The organism is Arthrobacter psychrolactophilus (assembly GCF_003219795.1).
In the GTDB taxonomy this organism is placed as follows: domain Bacteria; phylum Actinomycetota; class Actinomycetes; order Actinomycetales; family Micrococcaceae; genus Specibacter; species Specibacter psychrolactophilus.
This window is the reverse complement of record NZ_QJVC01000008.1, coordinates 46316-69345: the sequence shown is the minus strand read 5'-3', so window position 1 is coordinate 69345 and position 23030 is coordinate 46316. Positions and strand designations below refer to the sequence as shown.

The 23030-nt window shown below is 61.3% G+C and carries 18 protein-coding genes; 12 read left to right on the top strand and 6 right to left on the bottom strand.

Features of this window, described 5'->3' with window-relative positions:
- Positions 1-49 precede the first annotated feature (49 nt).
- The 12 genes from uvrA to secG all read left to right on the top strand — a co-directional run bounded on the left by uvrA (position 50) and on the right by secG (position 14121).
- Positions 50-2938, top strand: coding sequence for an excinuclease ABC subunit UvrA (gene uvrA, locus CVS30_RS10150; RefSeq protein ID WP_110485224.1), 2889 nt, complete (start codon positions 50-52; stop codon positions 2936-2938).
- A gap of 96 nt (positions 2939-3034) precedes the next feature.
- Complete coding sequence (locus CVS30_RS10145) at positions 3035-3832, top strand: HAD hydrolase-like protein (protein ID WP_245934543.1); 798 nt, start codon at positions 3035-3037, stop codon at positions 3830-3832.
- A complete protein-coding gene (locus CVS30_RS10140; RefSeq protein WP_110485222.1) occupies positions 3819-4487 on the top strand; it encodes a lysophospholipid acyltransferase family protein in 669 nt (222 codons plus the stop codon). The genes CVS30_RS10145 and CVS30_RS10140 overlap by 14 nt, the downstream gene beginning before the upstream one ends.
- A 3-nt stretch (positions 4488-4490) precedes the next feature.
- The gene (gene uvrC, locus CVS30_RS10135; protein WP_110485221.1) at positions 4491-6476 is read left to right on the top strand and encodes an excinuclease ABC subunit UvrC; all 1986 of its coding nucleotides are present in this window, start codon (positions 4491-4493) and stop codon (positions 6474-6476) included.
- 87 nt (positions 6477-6563) lie between these two features.
- Entirely contained in the window at positions 6564-7505 is a 942-nt protein-coding gene (gene rapZ / locus CVS30_RS10130; protein ID WP_110485220.1) for an RNase adapter RapZ, read from the top strand.
- A 2-nt stretch (positions 7506-7507) separates the two neighbouring features.
- Positions 7508-8512 carry a gluconeogenesis factor YvcK family protein gene (locus tag CVS30_RS10125; RefSeq protein WP_110485219.1) on the top strand — a complete coding sequence of 335 codons (1005 nt, stop codon included), beginning with the start codon at positions 7508-7510 and terminating at the stop codon, positions 8510-8512.
- Positions 8513-8528: 16 nt separating this feature from the next.
- Positions 8529-9509 (top strand): DNA-binding protein WhiA, encoded by a 981-nt coding sequence (gene whiA, locus CVS30_RS10120; protein WP_110485218.1) that lies wholly within the window; start codon positions 8529-8531, stop codon positions 9507-9509.
- A 124-nt stretch (positions 9510-9633) separates the two neighbouring features.
- Positions 9634-10257, top strand: coding sequence for a superoxide dismutase (locus tag CVS30_RS10115; RefSeq protein WP_110485217.1), 624 nt, complete (start codon positions 9634-9636; stop codon positions 10255-10257).
- 232 nt (positions 10258-10489) lie between these two features.
- Complete coding sequence (gap, locus tag CVS30_RS10110) at positions 10490-11497, top strand: type I glyceraldehyde-3-phosphate dehydrogenase (protein ID WP_110485216.1); 1008 nt, start codon at positions 10490-10492, stop codon at positions 11495-11497.
- Positions 11498-11509: 12 nt separating this feature from the next.
- Positions 11510-12748 carry a phosphoglycerate kinase gene (locus CVS30_RS10105; protein WP_110485215.1) on the top strand — a complete coding sequence of 413 codons (1239 nt, stop codon included), beginning with the start codon at positions 11510-11512 and terminating at the stop codon, positions 12746-12748.
- 122 nt (positions 12749-12870) lie between these two features.
- On the top strand, positions 12871-13686 hold the full coding sequence (gene tpiA, locus CVS30_RS10100) for a triose-phosphate isomerase (RefSeq protein WP_110485264.1): 816 nt from the start codon (positions 12871-12873) through the stop codon (positions 13684-13686).
- Between the two features lie 180 nt (positions 13687-13866).
- Positions 13867-14121, top strand: a complete 255-nt coding sequence (secG, locus tag CVS30_RS10095; RefSeq protein ID WP_110485214.1) for a preprotein translocase subunit SecG — start codon at positions 13867-13869, stop codon at positions 14119-14121.
- A gap of 190 nt (positions 14122-14311) precedes the next feature.
- Here the strand turns inward: secG and pgl are convergent, their stop codons facing one another.
- From pgl to tkt, 6 genes are all read right to left on the bottom strand, one after another.
- The gene (pgl, locus tag CVS30_RS10090; RefSeq protein WP_110485213.1) at positions 14312-15115 is read right to left on the bottom strand and encodes a 6-phosphogluconolactonase; all 804 of its coding nucleotides are present in this window, start codon (positions 15113-15115) and stop codon (positions 14312-14314) included.
- A complete protein-coding gene (locus CVS30_RS10085; RefSeq protein ID WP_110485263.1) occupies positions 15112-16053 on the bottom strand; it encodes a glucose-6-phosphate dehydrogenase assembly protein OpcA in 942 nt (313 codons plus the stop codon). Before CVS30_RS10085 ends, pgl begins: the two co-directional genes overlap by 4 nt.
- The gene (gene zwf, locus CVS30_RS10080) at positions 16050-17594 is read right to left on the bottom strand and encodes a glucose-6-phosphate dehydrogenase (protein WP_110485212.1); all 1545 of its coding nucleotides are present in this window, start codon (positions 17592-17594) and stop codon (positions 16050-16052) included. Before zwf ends, CVS30_RS10085 begins: the two co-directional genes overlap by 4 nt.
- A gap of 16 nt (positions 17595-17610) precedes the next feature.
- The gene (locus CVS30_RS10075; RefSeq protein ID WP_110485211.1) at positions 17611-19248 is read right to left on the bottom strand and encodes a glucose-6-phosphate isomerase; all 1638 of its coding nucleotides are present in this window, start codon (positions 19246-19248) and stop codon (positions 17611-17613) included.
- A 5-nt stretch (positions 19249-19253) separates the two neighbouring features.
- On the bottom strand, positions 19254-20375 hold the full coding sequence (gene tal / locus CVS30_RS10070; RefSeq protein WP_110485210.1) for a transaldolase: 1122 nt from the start codon (positions 20373-20375) through the stop codon (positions 19254-19256).
- A gap of 221 nt (positions 20376-20596) precedes the next feature.
- Entirely contained in the window at positions 20597-22771 is a 2175-nt protein-coding gene (tkt, locus tag CVS30_RS10065) for a transketolase (protein WP_110485209.1), read from the bottom strand.
- Between the last annotated feature and the right edge of the window lie 259 nt (positions 22772-23030).

Below are 23030 nucleotides of genomic sequence, written 5' to 3'. Positions count from 1 at the left end.
GTGCCCTTGTCACGCCGGCGTCGTGGCAGTCAGCGATGTGAAGGAAATAATGGCCCAGTCTGAAACCCCCGAAATTGCTTTAACTCGCCCGGACCTATCCCGTCTGGTGGTCAAGGGAGCGCGTGAGAATAACCTTCGCAACGTCGATCTTGACCTGCCCCGCGACTCCATGATCGTCTTCACCGGCCTGTCCGGATCAGGCAAGTCCTCCCTGGCCTTCGATACGATCTTCGCCGAGGGACAGCGCCGCTATGTCGAGTCGCTCTCGGCCTACGCCCGCCAATTCCTGGGCCAGGTGGACAAGCCCGACGTCGATTTCATCGAGGGCCTGTCCCCGGCGGTGTCCATCGATCAAAAGTCGACGTCCAAAAACCCGCGCTCTACCGTCGGTACCATTACCGAGATTTACGACTACATGCGCCTGCTCTGGGCCCGTGTGGGAACGCCGCACTGTCCCGTCTGTGGTGAGCCGATCGCCAAGCAGACGCCGCAGCAAATTGTCGACCAGCTGCTGGAGATGCCCGAGGGCACCCGCTTCCAGATCCTGGCCCCCGTGGTCCGCGACCGCAAGGGCGAGTTCGTGGAGCTTTTCAAGGAGCTCACGGCAAAGGGTTATTCACGAGCCAAGGTCGACGGCGAACAACTCCAGTTAAGCGATGCTCCGAAGCTCAAGAAGACCTTCAAGCACACCATCGAGGTAGTGATTGACCGTCTGGTCGTCAAGGACGGCATCCAGCAACGCCTCACCGACTCGGTAGAAACGGCGCTGGGCCTGGCCGAAGGACGCGTCCTTGTGGAACTCGTGGACCTGGCCGAGGGGGATGCCGGACGCATCCGCTCCTTCTCGGAAAACCTGGCCTGCCCCAACGAGCACCCGTTGGCGATCGATGAGATCGAGCCGCGCTCCTTCTCCTTCAACAACCCCTTTGGTGCGTGCAGCGCCTGTAGCGGTATCGGCACGAAGCTGGAGGTGGACGAGGAGCTCGTCGTCCCCAATCCGTTCCTGTCACTGCGCGAAGGTGCCATCGCCCCGTGGTCGTTGGGTACCGCCACGACCGAATATTGGAACCGCCTGCTCGAGGGGCTCTCATCCGAGCTCGACTTTGAGTTGGACACACCTTGGAACAAGCTCGAGGACGCCGCCCGCACCGCCATTTTGTACGGCAAGGACCACAAAGTCGTGGTGCAGTACAAGAACCGTTTTGGCCGGGAACGCAAATACAGCACCGGCTTTGAGGGTGCCATTCAGTACATCCATCGCAAGCACACCGAAACCGAATCAGATTCGGCCAGGGACCGCTACGAAGAGTACATGCGCCAGATTCCGTGCCCGGCCTGTGGCGGCGCACGCCTGAATCCGGCCTCACTCTCGGTCTTGATCAACGGCAAATCCATCGCCGAGGTCTGTGCGCTCTCCATGCGCGATTGCTTCAACTTCCTCTCCAACCTGGTCCTGACGGGCCGCGAGGCGCAGATCGCCAGCCAGGTTCTGAAGGAAATCCAGGCGCGCCTGAAGTTCCTGCTCGATGTGGGTCTGGAATACCTCAATCTGGAACGTGCTTCGGCCACGCTCTCCGGTGGCGAGGCTCAGCGGATCCGGCTGGCCACACAGATTGGCTCCGGCCTGGTGGGCGTGTTGTACGTCCTGGATGAGCCGTCCATCGGTCTGCATCAGCGCGATAACCGCCGCCTCATTGAAACCCTGACCCGGCTGCGGGATCTGGGCAACACCTTGATCGTCGTGGAGCACGACGAGGACACCATCAAGGAAGCCGACTGGATTGTGGACATTGGCCCCGGCGCCGGTGAGCACGGTGGCGAAGTGGTGCACTCTGGTTCCTTGCCGGATCTGCTGGCCAATACCCGCTCCCTCACGGGCGACTACTTGTCCGGGCGCAAGAGCATTGCCCTGCCGCAGAAGCGTCGCAAGTACGACAAAAAGCGTGAGCTCGCGGTGATCGGTGCCCGCGAAAACAACCTCCTGAATATCGACGTGAAGTTCCCGCTCGGCGTCCTGACGGCCGTAACAGGCGTCAGCGGCTCGGGTAAGTCCACGCTCGTCAACGAGATTCTGTACAAGGTGTTGGCGAACAAGCTCAACGGAGCCAAGCAGGTGGCCGGTCGTCACCTGCGCGTGGACGGTCTAGAACACCTGGACAAGGTGGTGCACGTTGATCAGAGCCCCATCGGCCGCACCCCGCGCTCCAACCCGGCCACCTACACGGGCGTCTTTGACAACATCCGCAAGCTTTTCGCCGAGACGAACGAATCCAAGATGCGCGGCTACCAGCCGGGCCGCTTCTCCTTCAACGTCAAGGGCGGCCGTTGTGAGGCCTGCACGGGTGATGGAACACTCAAGATCGAGATGAACTTCCTGCCCGACGTGTACGTGCCTTGCGAGGTGTGCCACGGCGCCCGATACAACCGCGAAACCCTCGAGGTGCACTACAAGGGCAAGTCCATCGCCGACGTATTGAACATGCCCATCGAGGAAGGTGCCGAGTTCTTCGCCGCCTTCACCCCGATTGCCCGGCACCTGCGTACTCTGGTGGACGTCGGACTGGGGTACGTGAGGTTGGGACAGGCCTCCACGACCCTCTCCGGAGGTGAGGCGCAGCGCGTCAAGCTGGCCGCGGAACTCCAGAAGCGCTCCAACGGCCGCAGCATTTACGTGCTCGACGAACCCACCACGGGCCTGCACTTCGAGGACATTCGCAAGTTGTTGCTGGTGCTGCAGGGTCTCGTCGACAAGGGCAACACCGTGATCGTCATCGAACATAACCTCGATGTCATCAAGAGCTCCGACTGGATCGTTGACCTGGGCCCCGACGGTGGCACCGGCGGCGGACGCGTCATTGCCTCGGGTACCCCAGAAAAGGTCGCCAAGAGCAACGACAGCTACACGGCCACGTTCCTGCGCGAGGTCCTGGACGTCTAGCTTGGGAGGGAGGGGCCGGTGTTCAGAGACGGCTGAGATATGCCGTCTCTGGTATGGATGCGGGAGGGTGCGGCTCGGCCGTGAGAAACTATGGACGTGACTACTGCTTCTTCTGCCCTCAATCGTGATGCCCTGAACCGTTCGGGCCCGGATTCTGGAGGGCCCCGCACGGCTGTCCTCTTCGACCTCGACGGAACCCTCGTTGACCCTGCCGGAGGCATCACGGGCGGCATTGCCCGCGCCCTGAGCGCCCTCGAGCTGCCGGTTCCCGAGCCCGAGGTCCTGCAGTCCATGATCGGTCCCAAGCTGGCCGACGCTCTCATGACGATCCTGGACGTGCCCGCCGACAAGGTCGATGAGGTCATCGCCGTGTACCGCCAGTGGTACACGAGCGAGGGCATGGCCATGTCGCGGGTGTACCCGGGCATCCCGGAGCTGCTGGGCCAGTTAAAGTCCGACGGCGTCGCCCTGGCAGTTGCCACGCAAAAGCCTGAGCCGCTCGCCAAGAAACTCTTGGCCCACCACGGTCTCGACGGGTACTTCCACATCATCCGAGGCTCGCACGCCGATGAGACCCTCAAGCCGGGTCATCCTGATTACCGTGCGGGCAAGGCCGAGATCATTGCCGCGGCTCTGCGCGATCTGGCCGCCGAGTCCTTCGATGTCTCCGCCCCCATCATGGTGGGGGACCGCCATCAAGATGTTCACGGGGCCAGGAGTAACGAGCTAGACTGCATCGGCGTCGCCTGGGGTTTCGCTCCGGAAGGTGAGCTGGCAGCGGCAGGAGTGTCCGCCGTCGTGCTTTCAACACAAGAACTTGCTATCGAACTCGCTGGGACGGGGCTCTCGCTCGACGCCGCAGCATCCGGAAAGGGAGCCCATGGCGCTCTATGATCTGACACGAGTCCTGACCAAGGGGACCATCAGTTCGCTGTGCCGGCCAACCATCGAGGGCCTGGAGAATGTGCCCACCGATGGGCCGTTTATTGTGGCACCCAATCACCTGTCATTTTTTGACTCCGTGATTGTTCAGGCGCTCACGCCGCGGCCGGTGTCGTTCTTCGCGAAGGCCGAATATTTCACGGGCAAGGGCGTCAAGGGCAAGCTCATGAAGACGTTCTTTGAATCCGTGCACTCCATTCCCGTGGAACGTGGCGAGCAGGCCGCCAGCGTGCAGGCGCTGAAGACCCTGTTGGAAATTTTGGGCCGCAACGAGGGCGTGGGCATCTACCCGGAGGGCACACGCTCCCGCGACGGGATCTTGTACCGTGGCCGGACCGGCGTGGGCTGGCTGGCGCTGACCACCGGTGCGCCCGTGGTCCCCGTGGGCGTGATCGGCACCGAGAAGCTGCAGCCCGCCGGCTCCAAGGGATTTAAACCGGCCAAGTTCACGTTGCGTTTCGGTAAGCCGCTGTACTTTGAGAAGACCGGTCCGGATCATTCCCTGCCGGCCCGACGGCACGTGACCGACACGATCATGGATGCCATCGCAGAATTGACCGGTCAGGAACGAAGCCCCAAGTACAACCAAAGCCCCAACATCGAGTGAGTCATGGCCGATCCAGCTTCCTATAGACCCAAAACGGGCGAGATTCCCACCGACCCGGGTGTCTACCGTTTTCGCGACGAGCACGGGCGCATTATTTATGTGGGCAAGGCGAAGAACCTGCGGTCGCGCCTCAACAGCTATTTTGCGAACCCCGCGACCCTGCTGCCGAAAACTCATGCCATGGTGCACCACGCGGCCAGCGTGCAGTGGACCATTGTGGGCAGCGAGCTCGAGGCGCTGCAGCTGGAATTCACCTGGATCAAGGAATTTTCCCCGCGCTATAACCTAGCGTTCCGGGATGATAAGACGTACCCCTATCTCGCCGTGTCGATGAGCGAGAAATACCCGCGCGTGCAGGTCATGCGAGGCGAACGCCGCAAGGGAACCAAGTACTTTGGGCCCTACACGGCCGGTGCCATCCGCGAAACCATGGACACATTGCTGCGGGTCTTTCCCGTACGCAGCTGTTCCGCCGGTGTGCTGCGCCGTGCCGAGCGAAGCGGGCGGCCATGTCTGCTGGGCTACATCGACAAGTGTGCCGCCCCGTGCGTGGGCCGGATCAGCCCCGAGGAACACAAAGACCTCGCGCAGGACTTCTGCGATTTTATGGGCGGTGAGGCGAAGCGCTTCATCGGCACGCTGGAGAAAAAGATGGCCGACGCCGTCGCCGTGCTTGACTATGAGCAGGCCGCCCGGGTGCGCGATGACATCATTGCCCTTCGCAAGGTGTTTGAACGCAATGCCGTGGTACTCACGGAAGACACCAATGCCGACATTTTCGCCGTCGAACAAGACGATCTCGAGGCCGCCGTCCAGGTGTTTTATGTGCGCGGTGGCCGGATCCGTGGTCAACGCGGCTGGGTCGTGGAAAAGGTCGAGGACGCCTCCGACGCCGAGCTGTGGGAACACCTCATGCAGCAGGTGTATGGCAGCGAGGGCTCGCAACAAGACGCCATTCCGCGCCAGATTTTGCTCCCCGAACTGCCCGCCAACCACGAGTACCTCGCCGAATGGCTGGGCGAAATCCGACAGGGCAAGGTCTCCATCAAGGTGCCGCAGAGAGGCGAAAAGGCCGCGCTCATGGATACCGTGCAGGCCAATGCACGCCAGGCGATGATTCTGCACAAATCTCGCCGCGCGGGGGACCTCACCACACGTTCCCTGGCCCTGCAGGAGCTACAGGAGGCGCTCGATCTGCCCATGCCGCTGCTGCGCATCGAGTGCTATGACATCTCCCATGTCCAGGGCACGAATGTCGTGGCCTCCATGGTGGTGGTCGAGGACGGCATCGCGAAAAAGAGTGAATACCGCAAATTTGCCATCACAGGCGCCGCAGCCATTGACGACACCGCCTCGATGTATGACGTCATCACCCGGCGCTTCCGCAACTACCTCAGCGAAAAAGAAGAGCGCGCCCAGGCCGTCCACGCCTCCGGCAGTGTCGCCGCTGCCAGTCTCGAGGACGCCGCCGAGACGCCCAAGTCAAAGTTTGCCTACCCGCCCAACCTCGTCGTGGTCGACGGCGGTGTGCCCCAGGTCAACGCGGCCTCGCGGGCCCTCGCGGATCTAGGAATCAGCGACGTTGCCGTGGTGGGACTCGCCAAGCGCCTCGAGGAGGTGTGGGTGCCCGAGAGTGATTTCCCGGTCATCTTGCCGCGCTCCTCCGAGGGCCTGTACCTGCTCCAACGCATCCGAGATGAGGCCCACCGCTTCGCCATCACCTTCCACCGGGCCAAGCGTGGCAAGGCCATGGTGGCATCCGTATTGGATCAGGTTCCGGGCTTGGGTGCCGCCAAGCAAAAGGCCCTGCTGGCTCACTTTGGCTCGCTCAAGAAGGTGCGTGCCGCGAGCGTCGAGGAACTGGGCGAGGCCAAAGGGGTGGGGCCGGTCCTGGCTCAGGCGATTTACGCCGTCGTCCATGGTGACGGTGAGGCAGGAGCCGACGCGGCACCCGCCGTGAACATGACCACTGGTGAGGTTCTGGACTAGGCGCATGCGGGCGCTAGGCTTACACATAGACGCGGTGGGGCCTTGACATGTCCCCTTATCCAAGCCAGCAAGTGACAGGGAAGAGCAATGACAGAACTTCAAAACCCCTCCGATAGCGGAGCCGATGAGTCTGCCAGCACGGTAGACCTCACTCCGGTCAAGCCCGTTGAACCAGAATTGCTGGTGGTGACTGGCATGTCGGGCGCTGGCCGGAGCACCGCGGCGAACGCGCTGGAGGACCACGGCTGGTACGTGATTGAAAACCTCCCGCCGCAGATGTTGGGCACGCTGGCTGAGCTCGTCTCGCGCATGCCCGCGGCTCTGCCCAAGCTCGCCGTTGTGGTTGATGTCCGAGGCAAGGCGCTCTTTGCCGACATTCGTGAATCCCTCAACGCGCTCTCGGCTGCTGGTGTGAAATACCGGGTGCTGTTCCTCGACTCGAACGACGACACGCTCGTGCGACGTTTCGAACAGGGCCGACGCCCGCACCCGCTGCAGAAGGACGGGCGCATCCTCGACGGCATCGCCGCGGAACGTGTGCTGCTCGCCGAGATGAAGAGCCAGGCCGAAATGGTCCTGGACACCTCTGATCTCAACGTGCACCAGCTGGGCACCGCCGTCACAGAACTCTTCTCCGAATCCGGTCCGGTCGTCCTGAGCCTGACCGTCATGAGCTTTGGCTTTAAATACGGCCTGCCCGTTGATGCCAACTACGTCGCCGATGTGCGTTTCATCCCGAACCCGCATTGGATTCCGCAGCTGCGCCCGCTCACGGGTCAGGACGAGGCTGTCAGCAACTTCGTGCTCAAGGACAACGGCGCAGCGGACTTCGTTGACCGCTTCGTGCACATGCTGGAACCCGTTCTTGAAGGATACCGCCGAGAAAATAAGCACTACGCCACGATTGCCGTCGGCTGCACCGGAGGCAAGCACCGCTCCGTGGCCGTCGCCATCGAACTGGCCAAGCGCCTCGGACAGCTGCCGCGCGTCACGACCGGCATCCGCCACCGCGACCTCGGCCGGGAGTAATAATGCACACAGGGATTTTGCCGATTATCCCCTCGGCCTCGAAACTCTCCAGCCCGGAGACAGGCGTCAAGGTCGCCGCATTGGGCGGTGGGCACGGACTCTACGCCTCGCTCTCGGCCCTGCGCCTGGTGACCGGCCAGGTCACCGCCGTTGTGACCGTGGCCGACGACGGAGGCTCCTCAGGTCGCCTGCGTGAAGAACTGGACGTGCTGCCTCCCGGCGACCTCCGCATGGCGCTGTCGGCCCTGTGCGATGACACCGACTGGGGGAGAACCTGGCGTGATGTCATGCAACACCGCTTCTCCTCGCGGGACGGTGTGAAGGGCTCGCTCGACAACCATGCAATGGGCAACTTGCTGATCGTCACCCTGTGGGAGCTCCTCGGCGATACCGTGGCCGGGCTCCGATGGGCCGGCGCCCTGCTGGGTGCCCGTGGCGAGGTGCTGCCCATGGCAAGCGTCCCCTTGACCATCGAGGCGCGCGTCAACCGGGATGGTGAACCAGACCAGCTGGTCCAAGGTCAATCCGTTTTGGCTAAGGCCGGTCAGCTGGAAGATGTCCGGCTCCTGCCCGAGAACGCCCCGGCCTGCACCGAGGCTGTCATGGCCATCCACGATGCCGACTGGGTCGTCTTGGGTCCCGGTTCCTGGTACACCTCGGTTCTGCCGCACCTGCTGTTGCCGGAAATGCGGGAGGCGTTGTGCACCACGAAGGCCAAACGCCTGCTCACCATGAACCTGGACGTCAACGACCTCGAGGCCACGGGCATGAACGCCGCTGATCATTTGCACGTCATCGCCCGCTATGCACCCGAATTTCGGATCGACGTCGTCATGGCGGATCCGGACTCGGTGGGTGATGTTGCCGAATTCACAGACGCGGCCGCAATGATTGGTGCCACGGTGGTTTTCGGTAAGGTAGGAAGTTCCGGCGCGAAAGCTGTTCACGACCCACTGCGGTTGGCAGCGGTCTATCGGGATATTTTTGGGGACCAAAAAGTAACGTGAAAGTGAAGGCTGAATCATGGCGCTGACCGCAGCTGTCAAAGAGGAACTGTCCCGGCTGGACGTAAAAAAGTCCTCGGTGCGCAAGGCGGAAGTGTCGGCCCTGCTGCGCTTTGCCGGGGGATTGCACATCATCTCCGGGCGCATCGTCATCGAGGCCGAGGTCGATACCGCCGCAACCGCACGGCGTCTGCGCGCGTCCATCGCCGAAATGTACGGGCACCAGAGTGAGATCGTTGTCGTCTCCGGTGGCGGATTGCGCCGCGGCAGCCGCTACGTGGTGCGTGTCGTGCGCGACGGCGAGGCTCTCGCCCGTCAGAGCGGCCTGCTCGATGGCCGTGGCCGCCCCGTTCGAGGGCTTCCCTCTGCGGTTGTCAACGGCTCGACGGCGGACGCCGAGGCCGTCTGGCGCGGCGCCTTCCTCGCGCACGGCTCCCTGACGGAACCGGGGCGGTCCTCTGCTCTGGAAGTGACCTGCCCGGGTCCCGAGGCGGCGTTGGCGCTCGTTGGTGCCGCGCGTCGCCTCGGAATTACGGCCAAGGCCCGCGACGTCCGGGGGATCGACCGGGTGGTCATCCGCGATGGCGACACGATCGGAGCCCTGCTGGTGCGCATGGGCGCCCATGACACCTTCCTCGTGTGGGAAGAACGACGCATGCGCAAGGAAGTGCGAGCCACAGCCAACCGTCTGGCGAACTTTGATGACGCTAATTTACGGCGCTCGGCACAGGCCGCGGTGGCCGCTGGTGCCCGCGTAGATCGGGCCCTGGAGATCCTTGGCGAGGACGTGCCCGAACATCTGCGATATGCCGGCGCATTGCGCGTTGCGCATAAACAAGCGAGCCTGGATGAGCTGGGCCGACTCGCCGACCCGCCCTTGACCAAGGACGCTATCGCCGGACGCATCAGGCGATTGCTGGCCATGGCCGATAAAAAGGCCAAGGATCTTGGCATTCCAGGGACTGAGTCCAACGTCACTTTTGACATGCTCGAGGGCTAACACGCCTAGTATGGAAGAGTAGAGACGAGGCGTGGTCAGCAATGACCGGCTTTGTACTGCCTGGTCTTTTCGAATGTGAAAAGCACCGACGGCAAAACCACAGAAGAATCGCAACGGAGGAACCGTGACTAAGTACACACTTCCAGAACTCAGCTATGACTATGCTGCCCTGGAGCCCAATATTTCCGCCCGCATCATGGAACTGCACCACAGTAAGCACCACGCTGCTTACGTAGCTGGCGCCAACTTGGCCCTTGAGCAGCTTGCCGAAGCCCGTGAAAGCAACAACTTCGCCAATATCAACAGGTTCTCCAAGGACTTGGCATTCCACTTGGGTGGTCACACCAACCACTCCATCTTCTGGAACAACCTGTCTCCCGAAGGCGGCGACAAGCCTGAAGGCGAGCTCGCAGCAGCCATCGATGATGCTTTCGGCTCCTTCGATGCCTTCCGCGCCCACTTCTCGGCCGCAGCCATGGGCATCCAGGGCTCCGGCTGGGCGCTGCTGTCCTACGAAGGCCTCGGCGGCAACATGGTCATCGAGCAGCTCTTTGACCAGCAGGGCAACGTTCCCGTAGCTACCACCCCGCTGCTGATGCTGGACATGTGGGAGCACGCCTTCTACTTGGACTACGTCAACGTGAAGGCGGACTACGTCAAGGCTTTCTGGAACATCGTCAACTGGGCCGATGTCTCCATGCGCTTTGAAGCGGCTCGCAAGAACGCTAGCTCGCTGATCCTGCCGTAAGCTAGTTTCTAGCCTACGCAACCGCCGCAAGGCGGTATGTGTGACCAATATATGGACGCCCGCTCCGTTTGATTTACGGGGCGGGCCCCAAGGAACGTAATATAGATCACGGCGCGCTCTTGTCGATCCGCGCCATGAAAAATCTCTGCCCAACGTCGTGCGGGAAATAATGGCTGAAGGAGTCCTTCAGCCTGACTACGTGTGTTCGTACAGAACACCAAGGAGAGAATAAGTGACTACTCGTATTGGTATTAACGGGTTCGGCCGCATCGGCCGCAACTACTTCCGTGCAGCTTTGGCTCAGGGTGCAGACATTGAGATTGTTGCTGTCAACGACCTCACCAGCCCCGAGGCTCTTGCACACCTGCTCAAGTACGACTCCGTAAACGGCCGCCTGTCCGTTTCCGTTGAGGTCGTCGATGGCCACCTCGTTGTTGATGGCAAGACCATCACCGTCTTGGCCGAGCGCGATCCCGCAAACCTCCCCTGGGGCGAGCTGGGCGTTGACATTGTCATCGAATCAACCGGTTTCTTCACCAAGGCTGCTGCCGCTCAGAAGCACATTGATGCTGGCGCCAAGAAGGTTCTCATCTCCGCTCCGGCATCCGATGAAGACATCACGATCGTTTTGGGCGTCAACGACGACCTCTACGACCCGGCTGCGCACCACATCATCTCCAACGCTTCTTGCACCACCAACTGCCTCGGCCCGCTGGCCAAGGTCCTGAACGACAACTTCGGCCTGGAACGCGGTCTCATGACCACCGTTCACGCCTACACTGCCGATCAGAACCTGCAGGACGGCCCGCACAGCGACCTCCGCCGTGCCCGCGGTGCAGCCATCAACATGATCCCGACCTCCACAGGTGCTGCCAAGGCTATCGGCCTGGTTCTCCCGGAGCTCAAGGGCAAGCTCGATGGTTACGCCATCCGCGTACCCGTCCCCACCGGTTCAGCAACCGACCTCACCGCAACTGTGAGCCGCGAGGTCACCGTTGAAGAAGTCAACGCTGCCTACAAGGCTGCCGCTGCTGAAGGTAAGCTCGCCGGCTACCTGACCTACACCGAAGACCCGATCGTGTCCTCGGACATCGTCGGCGACCCGGCTTCCTCCATCTTTGACTCGGGCCTGACCAAGGTCATCGGCAACCAGGTCAAGGTTGTTTCCTGGTACGACAACGAGTGGGGCTACTCCAACCGCCTGGTCGACCTGACCGAACTCGTCGCTTCCAAGCTCTAAGGTAAAACGCGAATGACTCTTCACACCCTCAACGAACTCATCGATGAAGGTGTCCGCGGGCGGTACGTACTGGTCAGAAGTGACCTGAACGTGCCGCTCGACGGCTCTAACGTCAGTGATGATGGACGCATCAAGGCGTCGATCCCTGTTATCACGGCCCTGGCTAACGCCGGTGCCCGTGTTCTGGTCAGCGCCCACCTGGGCCGTCCCAAGGGTGCCCCCGAAGCAAAGTACTCCCTGGCTCCGGCCGTGGCACGCTTGGCTGAATTGGCTCCGGAACTCAACGCCACCTTGGCAGCCGACACGACCGGTCCAGCCGCTCAGGCTGCCGCCGCCGATTTGGCTGACGGTTCGGTTTTAGTTCTGGAAAACGTGCGCTTTGATGCTCGCGAAACCTCCAAGGACGACGGCGAACGCGCAGCTTTCGCTGCCGAGCTCGCCGCCCTGACGGGCACGAATGGCGCTTATGTTGACGACGCTTTCGGTGCCGTTCACCGCAAGCACGCCAGTGTCTACGACATTGCCAAGGTTTTGCCGTCCTACCAGGGTGATCTGGTCCGTACCGAGTTGGAGGTGCTGCGCAAGCTCACCACCGAGTCGGAACGTCCCTACGTCGTGGTTTTGGGTGGATCCAAGGTTTCGGACAAGTTGGCCGTGATCGATAACTTGATCGGCAAGGCTGATTCTATCCTGGTTGGTGGCGGCATGCTGTTCACCTTCCTGGCTGCTCAGGGCCACAAGGTTGGCGCCTCGCTGCTCGAAGTTGACCAGATCCCCGTTGTTCAGGACTACTTGGCACGCGCCGAGGCTGCCGGAACGACCTTCGTGTTGCCCAGCGACGTCGTCGTAGCCGCCGGCTTCGCTGCCGATGCCGCTCACGAAGTGGTTGCCGCCGATGCCATCGAAGGCAGCTCCTTCGGTGAGAAGGGTCTTGGCTTGGATATCGGCCCGGTCTCCGGAGCAGCGTTCGCCGAGGCTATTGCCGCTGCGAAGACGGTGTTCTGGAACGGACCCATGGGTGTGTTTGAGTTTGCTGCTTTTGCCGGCGGTACCCGTGCCGTCGCCCAGGCATTGAGCACTAACAGCAGCAATGGTGGCTTCACCGTTGTTGGTGGTGGCGACTCGGCCTCGGCCGTTCGCTCCTTGGGATTTGCCGATGATTCCTTCGGTCATATCTCCACTGGTGGTGGCGCAAGCCTGGAGTACCTTGAAGGTAAGGAACTCCCGGGCCTCTTGGCCCTGGACCGCTAGAGACTGAAGATGGCGGCAGGTCTTCCTGCCGCCATCTTTTTGTGCACGCAAACTTTTGCCAAAGACTCTTTGGCGCTGAATGACAATAGTTGTATTTAAGTTACGCAAGAATCGAGATGACGATGACAACTTCAACCAACGGTAATTTTGACCGGACGCCGCTGATCGCTGGCAACTGGAAGATGAACATGGACCACGTCCAGGGCATCACCTTGCTGCAAAAGCTCGCCTGGACCTTGTCCGATGCGCGCCACGACTTCAGCCGGGTGGAAGTTGCTGTCTTCCCGCCGTTCACCGACCTCCGCGGTGTCCAGACCTTGGTCCAAGGCGACAAGCTCAAGCTGGCCTATGGTGGACAGGACCTGTCTGCTCAGGATTCCGGCGCCTACACCGGTGATATCTCCGGTGCGTTCTTGAACAAGCTCGGTTGTGCTTATGTTCTGGTTGGTCACAGCGAACGCCGTGAAATCCACCAGGAAAGCGACGAGCTGCTGAACTCCAAGGTCAAGGCCGCTTACCGCAACGAGGTTACCCCCGTGCTGTGCGCTGGCGAGGGCTTGGAAATCCGCCAGGCCGGAACCCACGTGGAGCACACGCTCGCACAGGTTCGCGCCGGCGTTGCCGGTTTGACCGCTGAGCAGGCTGCAACGCTCGTTATCGCCTATGAGCCCGTCTGGGCCATCGGCACTGGCGAAGTTGCTGGACCGGAAGATGCGCAGGAAATGTGCGCCGCTATCCGCGCCGAACTCGTGGAACTCTTCGACGCTGAAACCGCCGCTAAGACGCGTCTGCTCTACGGCGGATCAGTCAAGGCCAACAACGTTGGTGCCATCATGGCAGAGCGCGACGTTGACGGTGTACTCGTGGGTGGCGCAAGCCTGGATGCCGGCGAATTCGCTAACATCGCCCGCTTCGAAAGCCACCTCGTCACGAAGTAGTCCCCGCGCCCCATTGGGGTCAGTCTTGAACCGTGTCCATTCGCTATGTGTGGGTGGACACGGTTAGACTTGATTGCGGATACTCCGAGGCCCTCGGACGAGGCGGTGTATCTTCGAACGCACTAATTTTTTGGCAGCCCAAGTCCTGGGCGGCTCCATCCCCACGCTGAAAGGCAACTCGTGGAAGCACTACAAATCGCCCTGCAGATCCTTCTGGGTGTCACCAGCTTGCTGTTGACCTTGCTGATTCTGCTGCACAAGGGCCGTGGCGGCGGTCTGTCTGACATGTTCGGTGGCGGCATGAGCTCCAACCTTGGCTCCTCCGGTGTAGCCGAGCGTAACCTCAACCGCTTCACGGTGGTCCTCGGACTCGTGTGGGGTGCGGTCATCATTGGCCTTGGCCTGATCATGTCCTACGGCAACATCGGCGGCTAAGCACGCGCCACAGCACGTAGAACGCAAAAAAGTCCCGTCCTTCTTCCGCTGGACGGGACTTTTTTGCGCCCTTTTGGGCTGGTAAGAGCTGCCCTACGAGAAATGCCATAGCTGGGCATTCTCGCTATAGCTCGAACTATAGCGAGAATGCCCAGCTATGGCATTTATGCCCCAAGGGGCTCTTGCTGCTTTAGTGCTCGCGGCGCATCAGCGCCGAGGGAACCTTTGCCGCTGCGGCTTCGTCAATCAGCCACATGGTCTTGTTGACGCCGCGGGCACCGGACGCCGGTACCTGGAAGGCATTGGCGCCAGCGAGACCGAGGCCAACGGCCGCAGCCTTGTCCGCTCCCGCTGCAACAATCCAGATTTCCTGGGCCGAGTTGATGGTTTCCAAGGTCAAGGACACACGCGTGGGCGGAGGCTTGGGGGAATTGTGCACTCCCACCACGGAACAACCCTTGGTACGGATTCCCGCCATCTCGGGGAAGAGCGAGGCAATGTGAGCGTCCGGGCCGAGGCCCAGCAGCAGAACATCAAAACGGGGTACGACGGGAGCTTCCGCGGGGGACGCGTCGTCGTTCTCCCATTCCTGCCGGGCCGCATCGGCTAGCTCGGCAGCATACCTGGCAACAGCCTCATCCAGATCGGCCACCTCATCCGAGGCGGCCATGATGTGAACACGCGCCGGATCCACGGGGATGTGGTTCAACAAGGCCTCGGCTGCCTGACCGTAGTTACGGTCAGCAGAATCGGCGGCCACAAATCTGTCATCGCCGAACCAGAAGTTCACCTTGCTCCAGTCAACCGCCAAATGGGCCGGTGACTGGGCAATCTCACGCAAGGTGGCGATGCCGACGCTGCCGCCCGTGAGAACAACGGTTGCCTCGCCACGTTCGCTTTGAACGTCCAGAAGCCGAGTGATCAGTCTGGCAGCCGTGGTGGCGGCCAAGACGTCAAAGCTCGGATGGGGAGTGATGCGGACATTTTTGCTCATGCCTTAACAACCTTTTCTTCGGCCAACAACTTGATGAGGCCCTCGGTGATGACCTCGCCAAAGACCAAATCCGGGTCGAGCCGACGCAATTCCTCGGCCAAGCAGTCCTGCAAAGAACGACGCGGCAGGGAAATCTTCTGCTCCGGTTGGCCCGGCTGAGTCAGGGAAGCTTCCATGGTGCCCGGGCGGGTCAGGGAAATATTGCCCTTGCTCCGCTCAATGATGACCTGACGGATTCCGGTTCCGCGAGGATCCTCGGTCACTGTGACGGGGACGTCCAAGGCACGGTGGAGCCACGCCGCCAACAACAAGGTGCTGGGGGAGTCGCTCGCGCCTTCCACCTGAAGACCCTCGATGGGATCTGAGCCATCGTACTGGTCCAGGGCGGCGGCGAGCTGAACACGCCAGCTCGTCAAACGCGTCCAGGCCAGGTCGGTGTCGCCATCTGCATACGTGGCCGCAATGTGCTTGAGCGCGTCACGCGGATCGGCCGCATTGGCCGAGTCGGTGATGCGACGGTGCGCAATGCGCCCCACGGGGGACTTGATGGGAGACTCGGGTGCCTCGCTATGCCACCAGGCCACAATGGGAGCATCTGGCAAGAGCAACGCCGAAACGACTGATTCGCTCTCAGCCGCCAGCTCACCTGAACCGCGCAGCACAATAACCTCAGAGGCACCGGCGTCGCCGCCAACACGAATCTCGGCATTCAAGCAGGTTGCCGCTTCCGGCGAACCGGCAGCCAGGACAATAATGCGGCACGGGTGCTCGCGGCTGGCCAGGTTGGCAGCCTCGATGGCTTCTTCTTCCAGGCCACTCTTCGTGATGACCACCAGGGTCAAGACGCGACCCAGGGCGACAACGCCACCCTGCTCACGCATCTTCACGATGCGCTTGGTGATCTGAGAGGTGGTTGTATTGGGGAGGTCAACGATCATGGTCGGCGCCACGTCCTTCCATCACGCTTCAAGAGTTCGTCAGCTGAAGACGGACCCCAGCTGCCGGGTTCATAGGCTTCCGGCTGAATGCCTTCGGCCGCCCAGAATTCCTCAAACGGGTCAAGGATCTTCCAGGACAGCTCAACTTCTTCGTGACGGGGGAACAGCGGCGGCTCACCGAGCAACACATCGAGGATGAGTCGTTCGTAGGCCTCCGGGCTGGACTCGGTGAACGCGTGGCCGTAGCCAAAGTCCATCGTGACATCCCGAACTTCCATCTGGGTTCCTGGAACCTTGGAGCCGAAACGGATCGTGACACCCTCGTCGGGCTGGACGCGAATAACGACGGCGTTCTGACCGAAGTCATCCTCGGCGTGGTCCGTGAACAACAGATTGGGGGCGCGCTTGAACACAACAGCAATTTCCGTCACGCGACGGCCAAGACGCTTGCCTGCGCGCAGGTAAAACGGCGCACCGGCCCAACGACGGGTGTTGATGTCGAGGCGGATAGCGGCAAAGGTCTCGGTAGTGGAGTCAGCGGGAATGCCCTCTTCTTCCAGGTAACCGAGCACATGCTCGCCACCTTGCCAGCCACCAGCAAACTGTCCGCGTGCCGAGTGAGCCGAGAGGTCCTCTGGCAACTTGACGGCTGCGAGAACTTTTTCCTTTTCAGCCCGCAGGTGATCTGCGTTGAAGGAGATGGGCTCCTCCATGGCCGTCAGGGCCAGCAACTGTAGCAGGTGGTTCTGGATGACGTCGCGGGCAGCACCCACGCCGTCGTAGTATCCCGCACGACCGCCGGTACCGATATCCTCGGCCATGGTGATCTGTACGTGATCGACAAAGTTTGCATTCCACAACGGCTCAAAGAGCTGGTTGGCGAAACGCAGGGCCAGGATGTTTTGAACGGTTTCCTTGCCCAGGTAGTGGTCGATCCTAAAGACAGCATCCGGCGGGAATACCGATTCAACGATGTCGTTGAGCGCGCGCGCCGACTTGAGGTTGTGACCAAACGGTTTCTCGATGACAACCCGACGCCAGGATCCATCAGGAGCCTGTGCCAGTTTGTGCTCCGAGAGCTGCTTACACACCAGCTCAAAAGCCTTCGGCGGAATCGAGAGGTAGAAGGCATGGTTGCCTCGTGTACCGCGCGTTTCGTCGAGCTCGGCCAAGGTGGCCTTGAGCCGCTCAAAGGCGGCATCGTCGTCAAACTCACCCTGCACAAAGCGAATACCTTCGCTGAGCTGATTCCAGACGGTCTCATCATAGGGTGTACGGCAATGTGCCTTAACCGATTTCTGGACCTCCGCTGCGAATTCGGCATCAGACCAGGCCCGACGGCCAAAACCTACTAGGGCAAAGCTAGGCGGCAACAATCCGCGGTTCGCCAGATCATATACCGCAGGCATGAGCTTCTTGCGGGACAAATCCCCGGTGACTCCAAAGAGCACCAGGGAAGACGGGCCCGCCACCCGGGACAGTCGCCGATCGCGACTGTCCCGGAGCGGGTTTTCAGTGTTTTTTGTGGCAGAGGATGACATCTTGAGAGAGGCTGCCTTATGCGTCTAAGGGACGGCCAGCAAGTTCGGCCACCACAGTTTCTAGTTGAGCAACGCCGGCGGCAACGTCCGTGAAATGCAGACGCAGTACCGGGCACCCATGGTCAGCGAGGACGGCTGCGTCGCCAGCGGCTTGAGCTGCAATGAGCTCTCCGAAGCTAAACGGCCGTTCCGGGATTGCCAGATCTTCCTGTGCGGCACCTGTTACCTGAAGGAAGACACCCACTGCGGGGCCGCCCTTGTGGAACTGGCCGGTGGAGTGCAGGAAGCGCGGGCCCCACCCGAAGGTGACGGGACGGCCGCTGAGGCCTGCAAGCTCGTCGCGAACCTGCTCTAGGGGAGCGTTGGCCAAGCGGTCGAGGTAAACCTGAACGCTAAGGTAGCCATCGCTCTGCAAGGTACCGGTCAAGGCGGTGATAGCGTCGGCGAGGGTCGAAACCTCAGCCAGCCATCCGGCGTCGTTATTGGCCGTACGGACCTCGACGGCACCGTCGGTGAACAGTGCCGGGGTCGGGGCCGGAGTCGCGTCGAGCAGGCCGCGAGCAGCAGACTTCGCTGCCTCAACGTCCGGCTGATCGAAGGGGTTGATGCCCAGCAGGCGACCGGCGACGGCCGTGGCAAATTCCCACACCATCATCTGTGCGCCCAGGTCACCGGCGATGCTGACTTCGTTGTCACGAAGTTCGACGTCGGAGTCCCCGGCTACCAGCCGCACCACAAGAACGTCCGCGGCACCGTTGAGCACCTCGGGGGAGTTCGGCGAGGCAACAACCGGCAGAACGCCCGTTCCGAGCTTGCCCGTGGATTCGGCGATGAGCTGTTCGGCCCAGTCGGGGAAACCAACAATGCCCGAGCCGTCTTCGACGATCACGATCTTGTTGCGCAGGGGCGAGGTGCCACCGAGGGCGGCGCCGAGGCGCAGACCTACGTTGTCAACATCGTCATCACGCAGCATCTCTGCTGCTTCTTCGGCGGAATCAAGCAAGGCGGCAAGATCCACGCCGGCCAAGCCGGAGGGGACCAGACCAAAAGCCGTCAGACCCGAGTAGCGGCCACCCACGTTGGGGTCAGCGTTGAAGACCTTGCGGTAGCCAGCCTCGCGGGCGGAACCGTCCAGCGGGGAACCCGGATCCGTGACAATGATGATGCGTGACTTCGCATCGATGCCAGCGGCATTGAATTCCTGCTCGAAAATGCGGCGCTGTGAGTCGGTTTCCAAGGTGGAACCCGACTTCGAGGAGACAACGATGGCCGTCGTGGCCAGGCGGTCGCTAATAGCGGCGCGCACCTGGGCGGGATCGGTGCTGTCCAGAACGCTCAGCTCAACACCGGCGGTACCGGTGATGACCTCAGGCGCGAGGGAGGAGCCACCCATGCCGCAGAGCACGATGTGGTTGATGCCTTCGGCACGCAATTCATCGCGCAAGGCGGTGATGTCGGCCAAGAGCACGGCGGAAACCTCGGGGGCTTCGACCCAACCCAGACGGATGGCCGATTCTGCTTCAGCGTCGGCGCCCCACAGGGTGGCGTCCTTGGCGAAGATCCGCGAAGCAACCTGATCGGCGACAAGCGTCATCAGGTGAGCATCGCCAGCAGCCTTAGCCGCACCAGTGGCTGCAAATGCCAGTGATGTCATGGTGCTCAGCCTTCCGCGCCGGCAGCGTCAAGAGCAACCTGAACGTGGTTCAGGAGGTCCTTCCAGCTGGCGACGAACTTGTCCAGGCCTTCGGTCTCAAGAACGCCGACAACGTCGTTGTAGGAGATGCCGAGACCTTCGAGCTGGTTCAGAAGAGCGTTAGCTTCTTCGTAGCCGCCCGTGATGGTGTCGCCCTTGACCACGCCGTGGTCGAAGGTGGCATCCAGAGTCTTTTCCGGCATGGTGTTGACGACGTGAGCGGCAACCAATTCGGTGACGTACAAGGTGTCGGGGTAGGCGGGGTTCTTGACGCCGGTGGAGGCCCACAGCGGACGCTGGGGGAGTGCGCCGGCTTCGGCGAGAACGGCCCAGCGCTCGGAGGAGAAGACTTCCTCGAAGGCCTGGTAGGCGAGACGAGCGTTGGCCAGTCCGGCCTTGCCCTTCAGGGCTGCAGCTTCCTCGGTGCCGAGGGCATCGAGGCGGTTGTCGATTTCCAGGTCCACGCGGGAAACGAAGAACGAAGCAACGGAGTGGATGTCGGCCAGATTGTGACCGTTAGCCTTGGCCAGTTCAAGACCGCTCAAGAAGGCGTTCATGACGGCGCGGTAGCGCTCGAGGGAGAAGATCAAGGTGACGTTGACGCTGATACCCTCGCCCAAGGTGGACGTGATGGCGCCGAGGCCTTCAAGCGTTGCGGGGATCTTGATCAAGACGTTCTTCTTGTTGACCTTGGCGTAGAGGCGCTTGGCTTCTTCGAAGGTGCCTTCGGTGTCCCAGGCCTTGCGGGGATCAACTTCAATGGAGACGCGGCCATCGACACCCTTGGTGGCGTCGGCGATGCCAGCGAAGATATCGCAACCGTCAGCAACATCTGCTGTGGTCAATTCAAAGACAGCTTCTTCGGCGGAAATGCCAGCAGCGGAGAACTTCTTCAGCTCAGGCTTGTAGTCATCGCTCTTCGTGATGGCTGCTTCGAAGATGCTGGGGTTGGTCGTAACGCCAACAACGTTCTTTTCGGCAATCAGCGCGGTGAGGTTACCACTGCTGATGCGGCTGCGGGAGAGATCGTCAAGCCAGATCGAGACACCGGCAGCTGAGAGGTCTGCGGTGGGAGTTGAATTCGTCATTGTGCTTACTTCCTTGAACTTAAGTACCGGCAGATTGCATGCTTCTTTAGTGTGCAACCTATTGGTGGGGTGTCGTGTTCCCGCGGCCGGAGAAGGAAGGCCGGATTGAGTCGGCGAGGCTAGTTGGTGCCAGCGGGAACACCTTGAAGATGAGGGGTGGTGCGAGGTGCCGTGTCGCTCAGGATCGTCCCGAACGACACGGCATCCTCAGTTTTCGCCTCTTAGGCGTTAGCGTCAGCCAAGGAGTCCTTGGCTGCTGCGGTCACGGCTTCGGTGGTGATACCGAATTCGTTGAACAGCACCTTGTAATCAGCGGATGCACCGAAGTGCTCGAGGGAGATGGAGCGGCCGGCGTCGCCGACGAATTCGCGCCAGCCCAAAGCCAGACCGGCTTCAACCGAAACGCGGGCCTTGATGGCCTTCGGCAGAACCTGCTCGCGGTACTCGGCGCTCTGAGCGTTGAACCACTCGACACACGGCATCGAGACAACGCGGGCAGCGATGCCATCGGCGGCCAGTGCTTCGCGGGCTTCCACAGCAAGCTGAACCTCGGAACCCGTGGCGATCAAGATGACCTCGGGGGTGACAACAGCGCCGTCGGACACTGCTTCTGCCAGAACGTAACCACCGTTAGCTACCAGCTCAGCCGAAGCGAACTCGGTGGCGGTAGCCGCACCTGCGCCACGGGCGTAGGTGGGGATATTCTGACGGGTCAGCACGATGCCAGCCGGGTTGTCCTTGGTTTCCAGGATCTTCTTCCAGGAAGCCGAGACCTCGTTGGCGTCACCGGGGCGGACAACGTCCAGTCCCGGAATCGCACGCAGGCTCGAGAGCTGCTCAACCGGCTGGTGGGTGGGTCCGTCTTCGCCGAGGCCGATGGAGTCGTGCGTCCAGACGTACACGGACGGGACACCCATGAGAGCCGAGAGGCGGATGGCCGGGCGCTGGTAGTCGCTGAAGATCAAGAAGGTACCGGAGAAGGCGCGTGTGGGCCCGCTCAGGTGGATACCGTTCACGATCGATGCGGCAGCGTGCTCGCGGATACCGAAGTGGAGTACGCGGCCGTAGGGGCCACCGGACCAGGTTTCGGTCTGCTTCGAGGCCGGGACGAAGGATCCGCCGCCCTCAATAGTGGTGTTGTTGGAACCGGCGAGGTCGCAAGAACCGCCCCAGAGTTCCGGCAAAACGCCACCGATAGCGTTCAGGACCTTGCCTGAAGCCACACGGGTGGAAACATCCTTGCCACCTTCGAAGACCGGAAGGTTTTCTTCCCATGCTGCGGGAAGTTCCTTCTTCTCGATGCGATCGAGCGTTGCGGCGTTCTCCGGGTTAGCGCTCTTCCACGCTTCGAAGCTGGTGTTCCACTCTTCACGTGCTGCCGCGCCGCGCTCAACGAGCTTGCGAGCGTGATCCAGAACAGCAGGCTCAACCTCGAAGTTCTTTTCCGGGTTGAAGCCCAGAACTTCCTTCAGGGCCGCAACTTCGGCTGCACCCAAAGCGGAGCCGTGAATGGCGCCGGTGTTCTGCTTCTTCGGTGACGGGAAGCCGATGATGGTGCGCAAGGAGATGATGGACGGCTTAGTCGTCTCGGCCTTGGCAGCAGCCAGGGCTGCGTGCAGCTCGGCAACGTCTTCAACGTATTCGCCGGTCTTGGTCCAGTCAACGCGCTGTACATGCCAGCCGTAGGCCTCGTAACGCTTGAGGACATCTTCGGAGTAGGCGATGTTCGTGTCATCTTCGATGGAGATGTGGTTGGAGTCATAAACAACAACCAGGTTACCCAGTTCCTGGTGACCGGCAAGGCTGGAAGCCTCGCTCGTGACACCTTCCTGGAGATCGCCATCAGAGGCGATAACCCAGACGGTGTGATCGAAGGGGCTCGTGCCCTCAGCAGCGTCGGGATCCATCAGGCCGCGCATGCGGCGCTGTGAGTAGGCAAAGCCAACAGCCGAGGCCAGGCCCTGACCCAACGGGCCGGTCGTGATTTCAACACCGGCGGTGTGCTTGTATTCGGGGTGACCCGGGGTCAAGGAACCCCAGGTGCGCAAGGCTTCAAGGTCAGAAAGTTCCAGGCCGTAGCCGGACAGGAACAACTGCACGTAGAGCGTCAAGGACGTGTGACCGGGGGACAGAATGAAACGGTCGCGACCGAGCCAGTCCGGGTTCTTCGGGTCAATGCGCATGACCTTCTGGAACAACAGGTAGGCGGCCGGAGCCAGGGACATTGCGGTGCCCGGGTGACCGTTACCGACCTTTTCCACAGCGTCAGCGGCGAGAATACGTGCAGTATCGACTGCTCGCTGATCTTCGGCGGTCCAGGTAAATGTAGGCAATTCCAGATGTGACACTGACAGGTCCCTCTCGTTATGGGAATAAAAAATGCAACTCCGGGGCATCCATAGAACATCAACCGAATCATTCGTTGTGTCCCGCGCCCCAGTACTCCTTCAGTAAACTTTAGCCATGTCCAGACGAGCGGCACTATAGCTCGACTCTGCTGTGTTAGGCGCTTCTAAAGCTACACGACATTAGGCGTTAGACGTGATTAGTTTTCACATGCTGAGAACAGTTCCGTCATGCTTTGACATTCCTGCTTTTAGTGGTGCAGCGGTAAGGGCGGCTATGATATGGAGTGATTAGCTACGGCGCAGGCCG